Consider the following 7,418-nt stretch of genomic DNA (forward strand, 5'->3'; position numbering starts at 1 on the left):
TCTTTTTATTAAATCAGACATATAATCTAAAAATCAATCTATTACTAACAAACTATAATCAAAACTAATACAGCATTATACCGACCGTTAGCACTACCCATTCTTTTCGCTGTAGAAATCTTGGATAGCATTTACCAGTGTTCTATTCTCTTGCGGAATCCCGACCGTCACGCGTAGACATCCTTCGCAAAGTTCCACTTTAGAACGATCCCGAACTATGATTCCCCGATCTACCAAATAACCATATAAATCACGAGTCTTTTCTAACTTGACAAGCACAAAGTTCGCATCTGAAGGAGTTACGTGTTCGATTCCCTCAATGTCATTCAACGCGGTAACCAATTTCTCCCGTTCAGAGACCGTTTCTTTAATCCATTCATTGACCACATCAACGCGTTCCAGAGCATCAAGTACGATATCTTGAGTAGCTTGGTTAATATTATAAGGGGGTTTAATTTTATTAAATATGCCAATAATTTCCCTGCTTGCAAACGCCATCCCCAAACGCAAGGCAGCAAGTCCCCATGCTTTTGACAATGTCTGTAGCACAACGAGGTTTGCAAACTCCGATAGATCTTTCGTAAATGAAGGTTGCTTAGCGTAGTTGATATAGGCCTCATCAACAACTACCAGACCATCAAAATTCACTAAAATAGTTTCAATATCTTGACGGTTTATACTATTGCCTGTTGGGTTATTGGGAGAACAAATAAAAATAAGCTTAGTCCGGGCGTCAATGGCTTCAGCAATTCCATCGAGATTTAGCTGATATTCCGGGGTCAGGGGAACCTTTTTGCATAAAACGTTGTTAATATTTGCGGACACCTCATACATTCCATAGGTTGGCGGCACCAAAACAACATTATCCACACCAGGCTCACAAAATGCTCTATACAATATATCGATCGCTTCGTCACTGCCATTTCCAAGAAAAATATTCTCAGCAGGAACCCCTTTAATTTGATGGAGGCGAACCTTTAACTTCTGTTGCAGCGGATCAGGATACCTATTGTAGTTTTTACTATAGGGCGAGCCGAATGCATTCTCATTTGCATCCAACAACACAGATGCCTCTCCTTTAAACTCATCTCTAGCAGACGAGTAAGGCACCAATCTTTTAATATTTTCCCTCAGCAAAGCGGTTAGGCTAAATGGCTTTGTCATATCATTTTTTTTGAATTTGTAAATATGAGGAAAAATCTACAAAATCCCTATACTAAAAACCACTTACCTTGTTCAGAGAGAAGCGTATTGTCAAACACTGATCTTGCTTCATGTAAAAAAGGATCCAAATCTTTATAACGTGCTGAATAATGCCCTAATAACAATTGTCTTGCATTCACTTTTTTCGCGATGGTCGCTGCTTGAAAGGCTGTCGTATGGAAGGTTTCTACAGCTCTATCCTCCATGTCGTGAAGAAAGGTTGCTTCGTGATACAATAAATGCACATCCCGAATCGCCTCTAAATAGCCGTCCCAAACCTTTGTGTCTGAACAGAATGCGTAGCTTCGCGAACTGGGGGGCGGAAATGTGAACTCTGAGGCGGGATAGACCGTCCCGTCCGCCGATACGTAATCAATTCCTTTTTTTAACAACTTTAGATAGGGAGCTGGAATACTCAATTCTTCGACTTTCTGCAAATTAAGCGGAGCTGAGCGTTCGCCTTCATCAAATCTAAATCCTGTGCAATCCACACGATGTTGTAAGGGAAAACTCGTCACCCGCAACATGGGCAAGTTTAAAATAACTTCCGCTGCGTTTGGATTTGTCGGATGAAAAATAAGTTCATACCGCAAGCGTGTGTCAGAATACTTGAACTGCAAATCCAAAATTTCCTGTAATGGCGGAGGCCCATACAAATGTAAACTAGAATTTCTTCCCATTAGGTGTTGGGAAGATAAAAGACCGACGAGCCCTAAATAGTGGTCGCCGTGTAGATGACTAATAAAAATATGATTGATGCGGTTACTACGGATTCCGTAGCGAAAGAGCTGCATCTGGGTCCCTTCGCCGCAATCAATCAAAAATAATTGTTCATTATAATTAACAACTTGAGAAGTTGGATGACGCCCGTACATCGGGGTAGCAGAACTATTTCCCAAGATTAAGACTTCGAACCGACTCATGCCTGCTCTTCCTTCAGATCTAATCTAAGTTCATTACCGAAAATCATATTTTCCGCTTCGGCAATTGTCGAGGTAATCTTGAAATATTCGCTCATTTGCGCCAATTTCAACATGTCTTTTAATTCTTGATTTAAGCCCGTTAGAATAAACAAACCTCCGGATGCTTTACAAAGTCTGCGGGCCAGCAATCCCATACGTAGTCCATCTTCATCCGCCCGCTTAACCTGGCCGAGGTCCAATACAATATTGCGTAGTCCTCCCGTATTACGCAACATGAACTCTCCCTTTAACTTTGTTGCCGCCGTGCCATCCAAAACATCGGTAAGCGGCTCAATAATAACATAACGTTCGTGTTTTTCTACCGTAAATTTCATAAGAGACAAAAATTAGCATTATCAAATACATATCGTCGAGGAATCCCCCAAATATTGCACAGCTTCTAAAATAAGAATTCCCTTTGACATCTACGCTACATTCAAAGGGAATCTGCTCGTTATGCTATTTTTTCTAGGGCCTGTCTGATGTTTGTTTCAACTCTCAACAATACATTACCGGCAGCAGGATATTGAAATTTTTCTCCAGTAATATGCTCGAACAGTTCAATATAACGCTCTGAAATTGAAGCTATAATCTCCTCAGTCATCTCGGGCACTCTTTGACCATCTTTACCTTGAAATCCATTTTCTATCAGCCATTGCCGAACAAACTCTTTGGAAAGCTGTCGCTGTGGCTCATTTTTATTCTGACGATCTTGGTAACCCTCCGCATAAAAATACCGAGAGGAATCCGGAGTATGTATCTCGTCCATTAAATAAACTACTCCGTCTTTTTTTCCAAATTCATACTTAGTATCGACAAGAATCAATCCACGTTCGTTAGCCATTTCTGCTCCTCGTTGATATAATAAGTGTGTAAATTTTTCAAGTTGGATATAGTCTTTCTCTGTAACAATCCCTTGTTTGATGATTTCTTCACGAGAAATATCTTCGTCGTGTCCAACCGCAGCCTTCGTCGTTGGTGTAATAATGGGCGTCGGCAATCTATCATTCTCTTTCAGTCCTTCAGGTAAAGAAATACCACAAAGCTCTCTTCCGCCCATTTTATAAGTACGCCAAGCATGTCCCGCTAGATAGCCACGAATTACCATCTCAACCTTAAACGGTTCACAACGATATCCGATGGTTGCACTCGGGTCTGGCACCGTGATCACCCAATTCGGGAGTATATCCGCAGTTGCTGCGAGAAATTTCTCTGCAATTTGATTAAGGACTTGGCCTTTATAGGGGATCGGCTCAGGCAGAACAACATCAAAAGCAGAAATTCTGTCCGACGCGACCATTACCAGGTAATCCCCGTCAATATCGTACACATCCCGTACTTTCCCTTTGTAAAGGGATCTTTGTCCTTCAAAATTAAAATTTGTTTCTTTTATCGCATTCATAGTAGTTTCGTGTCTGGCACGTCCTTCATTTTATTTCTTTAAATATCTCCGTACGCTTCTAAAATGCGTCTAACCAGTTTATGCCGAACAACATCTGCCCCACTCAGGTGTATGACCTCTATTCCTTCGATATTGTCTAACAATTTCACCGCTGTAGCCAACCCGGATTGAATTTTCTTCGGTAAATCAATCTGCGTAAGATCACCGGTCACGATAAATTTCGCTGTTGGACCCATCCTTGTGAGGAACATTTTGAGTTGCATATCAGTCGCGTTTTGCGCTTCGTCCAAAATTACAAAACAATTATCTAAAGTTCGTCCTCTCATAAAGGCAAGTGGCGCAATTTCTATCACCCGACGTTCTATTAGATCTTTAAGCTTCTCAGCAGGAATCATATCATCCAAGGCATCATACAATGGTCTTAGATAGGGGTCTACCTTTTCTTTCAGGTCTCCTGGCAAGAATCCTAAGTTTTCACCTGCTTCGACTGCTGGACGAGTCAATATAATACGTTTAATTTCCTTATTCCGAAGCGCACGCACCGCAAGCGCAACTGCTGTATACGTTTTACCAGTTCCTGCAGGACCGATTGCAAATAAAATATCATTTTTGACGATACTATCCACCATTCGGCGCTGGTTTGGTGTTCTTGCTCGTACTACAATACCATTTGGTCCATACACTATCGGCTCGCCCTTAAATGTCGGTTGTTCAACAAGCCTACCGTCTTTAGACGACTCATTTTTAGGAATTTGCCCCACCAAATCCTCTAACGCATTCTCATTTAAGGTTTGAAACTGCTGAATGTGATTCAATATCCGCTCAAAAACATGTTTAAAACGAACCTGTTCAGATTCTTCCCCGAGCACTTTCAATTCGTTACCTCGAGCAACCAAACGAAGTTTGGGAAAACCCTTTTTTATCAATTCAAAATGCTCATTTTGAGCCCCCCACAACGTAACTAGGTTTACGTCGTCTAGATTAATTAATGCTTCGTTCAAATTATTTCAGATTTTGTTCTTGGTATTAAATATAGGTGTTTTTTCGTTGTATTTTACCAGAAACTAAAAGAACTTTTTGCAAACTTTTGTCGTCAAGCAATTTACCTCCTCAAAAATACAAACAATAATCATCTTCTTTATCGTGACAATCTAAAAAAGGTTATTTTCGAACGCACTGTAGCCAATATTGCATATTCTTTTCTTACTTTTGTGATTCGTTTATTGTAAATAAACTTCACCACAATTTATAAGATTTTAGTATCTTCAGAGATACACTATGGGAGTAATTACGCTTACAACAGATTTAGGACACCGCGACTTCTATCAAGCAGCGCTAAAAGGCAGCATTATTTCGCAGTTGCCGGACGTTCGTATCGTCGACATCACTCATGAAATTCCCTCCTTTGATATTCAACGAGCCGCAGTAGTTATGCGCAACGCATTTCACTATTTCCCAAAAGGAACCGTCCATCTAATCGGTATTGATACGGTTTTTCAAGAAGGATCGCATTACGCAATGATGAAATTTGAAAACCATTATTTTGTTGGAGCGGATAACGGGATTTTCAGTATAATCCTTGGAGAAAACGACCCACAAGAGCTGTATGAAATCGACATTATGCAGGATCTTAGGTATCTACACTTCCCCCTCGCTGATATTCTCACCAAGGCAGCTTGCCATATTGCTAACGGTGGAAAACTCAAGGCTATCGGGCAACCCATGGAGCGTCCGTTAAAAAAAGTGATGATCCAACCATTTGTCGACGGAAACAGCATCAAGGGTCATGTTTCCTATATAGACTCCTTTGGCAACGTGATTAGTAATATTAGTAAGGAGTTATTTAACGAAGTCCAACATGGACGAAGCTTCAAACTTCATTTTAAGCGTAACGAAACGATCAACAGCTTAAGCTGGCATTATAATGAAGTACCTGAAGGTGAAAAGCTATGTCTTTTCGGCATTAGCAATTTTCTAGAGATAGCTATAAATAAAGGGCATGCTAGTCGACTGCTGGGTTTACAACAGGATGAAATTATAATGGTGGAATTCACCTAAGACCGATCGATTAATCCTTCGTTCATTTAAGTGGTCTATAATCTGATTATGGGATCACAGAACAAAATTTACGGCATGCAAAAATTTAAAACTTTCCTTCCTTTAGTTATTATATTGTTTTGGTTAAGCTCTGTAAACAATGCATGGGCACAACTAAATCGCGGAAGCGATTCTCTTAACTATGAGCAACAACGCGAACATGTAAACCAGCTTTTAGAAGATCGAAGTAAACGATTTGGCGAATTCGACATCAGCCTTCAACAGAAAACAGGCGTTTTTGGAATTTTCAAAACGAAAGGTGATATGCAAAAATCCATAGATATTCTGCGACAAGTCGTAATAACGGACAATAAAATATTCATAGAGACAAAAAAGTTGCTCGACCTGAAGGATTACCAAAGCGATCGCTATGCAGCTTTGGCAACAGAATATGACCATCAGGTATCTGCATACATGAAAACGATTACCAAGCTTCAAAATGAAAACGACAAATTACGTGAGGAAATCAGCGCCCTTGACACCAAAGATCATGACAGTAATATTTTCCTATACCTACTTATAGCGGTAATACTCATACTATTAGTTTCCGTATATCAGCTCTACAAACAGAACAAGGTTAAAAATTGACGAAAGAGTGATACGTCGCGGTAAATAATACTGTACTTTTGCCTTTAAATTTTTAGTACGGATGGCGAGAGCACAATTGAACAGTGGTAATACACAATCAGAAGACTTACCCAAACCCAAGCTTAATAAGGAATTACTTAAGAAGGCATTAAAGATATTCAACTATCTAAAACCGTATCGCAGCAAGTTCATCTGGGGAATGTTTTTTTTAACACTATCTAGCTTAACAATGCTTACGTTTCCAGCTCTATTAGGCGCTATGATAGACGCGGCACAGGGACGTCAAAAATATCCATGGCTACCGGCCAGTGTATGGACCATTGGTGGAATTTCAATTACGATCCTTCTAGTTCAATCCATCGTCTCATTTGGTCGGATCCGCCTCTTTGTAGAAATTTCGGAGAAGGCCCTTAGCAACATCCGCAAGGACACCTACCATAAACTAATCACTCTTCCTTTCGAATTTTTCGCAAACAGACGTGTTGGCGAGTTAAATAGCAGGCTATCCTCTGATTTGGCGCAGATACAGGATACCTTGACAACTACGCTCGCGGAAATATTACGACAATCCATATCTTTAGTTTTCGGTGTGTGCCTACTCATTTTTGTATCTCCGAAATTGGCCTTGATGAACCTATGTATACTCCCCATCATTGTCATCACTGCCATAATATTTGGACGCTTCATCCGTAATTTATCCCGCCAAGCGCAAGATAAACTCGCGGACTCAAACAGCATTGTGCAAGAAACTTTATTAGGCATCAGCAACGTCAAGGCATTCGTAAACGAATATCATGAATCCAAACGATATTCTAATAAACTAGATGCCGTCGTCGCGCTCGCAGTGAAAGGCGCAACGTATCGAGGTATATTTGCCTCGTTCATTATCTTTTGCATTTTTGGCGCGGTGATCGTGGTAATTTGGTATGGCGCGACACTTGTATCAGCTGGAGAAATAAGTGTAGGCGATCTAACAACGTACATTCTTTACTCCATGTTTGTCGCCGGATCAATGGGAAGCTTTCCTGAGCTTTACGCCAATGTACAACGCTCTTTAGGTGCTAGTGAACGTGTTATAGAAATATTAGATGAGCAAACTGAAAACATCGAGATATCTGAAGAAAACAAAACAATTAATACGCCGATATATGGCAGTTTGGAATTCA

The 7,418-nt window shown here is 40.4% G+C and carries 8 protein-coding genes; 3 read left to right on the top strand and 5 right to left on the bottom strand.

Annotation, left to right across the window (positions count from 1 at the left end):
* Nucleotides 1-93: 93 nt before the first annotated feature.
* The 5 genes from hisC to HP439_RS16620 form a co-directional block, all read right to left on the bottom strand.
* Nucleotides 94-1,164, bottom strand: coding sequence for a histidinol-phosphate transaminase (hisC, locus tag HP439_RS16600; protein WP_172391462.1), 1,071 nt, complete (start codon nucleotides 1,162-1,164; stop codon nucleotides 94-96).
* 47 nt (nucleotides 1,165-1,211) lie between these two features.
* Entirely contained in the window at nucleotides 1,212-2,126 is a 915-nt protein-coding gene (locus HP439_RS16605) for a ribonuclease Z (protein ID WP_172391463.1), read from the bottom strand.
* Nucleotides 2,123-2,500, bottom strand: a complete 378-nt coding sequence (locus tag HP439_RS16610; protein WP_172391464.1) for an STAS domain-containing protein — start codon at nucleotides 2,498-2,500, stop codon at nucleotides 2,123-2,125. Before HP439_RS16610 ends, HP439_RS16605 begins: the two co-directional genes overlap by 4 nt.
* Nucleotides 2,501-2,619: 119 nt before the next feature.
* Complete coding sequence (locus HP439_RS16615) at nucleotides 2,620-3,567, bottom strand: phosphoribosylaminoimidazolesuccinocarboxamide synthase (protein ID WP_172391465.1); 948 nt, start codon at nucleotides 3,565-3,567, stop codon at nucleotides 2,620-2,622.
* A 38-nt stretch (nucleotides 3,568-3,605) separates the two neighbouring features.
* The gene (locus tag HP439_RS16620; RefSeq protein WP_172391466.1) at nucleotides 3,606-4,568 is read right to left on the bottom strand and encodes a PhoH family protein; all 963 of its coding nucleotides are present in this window, start codon (nucleotides 4,566-4,568) and stop codon (nucleotides 3,606-3,608) included.
* A 277-nt stretch (nucleotides 4,569-4,845) separates the two neighbouring features.
* Here HP439_RS16620 and HP439_RS16625 point away from each other — a divergent pair, with 277 nt between their 5' ends.
* From HP439_RS16625 to HP439_RS16635, 3 genes are all read left to right on the top strand, one after another.
* On the top strand, nucleotides 4,846-5,625 hold the full coding sequence (locus HP439_RS16625; protein ID WP_172391467.1) for an SAM hydrolase/SAM-dependent halogenase family protein: 780 nt from the start codon (nucleotides 4,846-4,848) through the stop codon (nucleotides 5,623-5,625).
* Nucleotides 5,626-5,700: 75 nt separating this feature from the next.
* Nucleotides 5,701-6,252 (top strand): hypothetical protein, encoded by a 552-nt coding sequence (locus tag HP439_RS16630; protein WP_172391468.1) that lies wholly within the window; start codon nucleotides 5,701-5,703, stop codon nucleotides 6,250-6,252.
* A gap of 61 nt (nucleotides 6,253-6,313) precedes the next feature.
* Nucleotides 6,314-7,418, top strand: a 1,105-nt coding sequence (locus HP439_RS16635) for an ABC transporter transmembrane domain-containing protein (protein WP_246229398.1), incomplete at its 3' end; no start/stop codon positions are given.

The sequence above is a fragment of the Sphingobacterium shayense genome (assembly GCF_013179575.1).
In the GTDB taxonomy this organism is placed as follows: Bacteria; Bacteroidota; Bacteroidia; order Sphingobacteriales; family Sphingobacteriaceae; genus Sphingobacterium; species Sphingobacterium shayense.

Bases quoted from the DNA above. Each gene is read 5' to 3' on its own strand.
- hisC (WP_172391462.1), bottom strand. From the start codon at position 1,164: ATGACAAAGCCATTTAGCCTAACCGCTTTGCTGAGGGAAAATATTAAA.
- HP439_RS16605 (WP_172391463.1), bottom strand. From the start codon at position 2,126: ATGAGTCGGTTCGAAGTCTTAATCTTGGGAAATAGTTCTGCTACCCCG.
- HP439_RS16610 (WP_172391464.1), bottom strand. From the start codon at position 2,500: ATGAAATTTACGGTAGAAAAACACGAACGTTATGTTATTATTGAGCCG.
- HP439_RS16615 (WP_172391465.1), bottom strand. From the start codon at position 3,567: ATGAATGCGATAAAAGAAACAAATTTTAATTTTGAAGGACAAAGATCC.
- HP439_RS16625 (WP_172391467.1), top strand. From the start codon at position 4,846: ATGGGAGTAATTACGCTTACAACAGATTTAGGACACCGCGACTTCTAT.
- HP439_RS16630 (WP_172391468.1), top strand. From the start codon at position 5,701: ATGCAAAAATTTAAAACTTTCCTTCCTTTAGTTATTATATTGTTTTGG.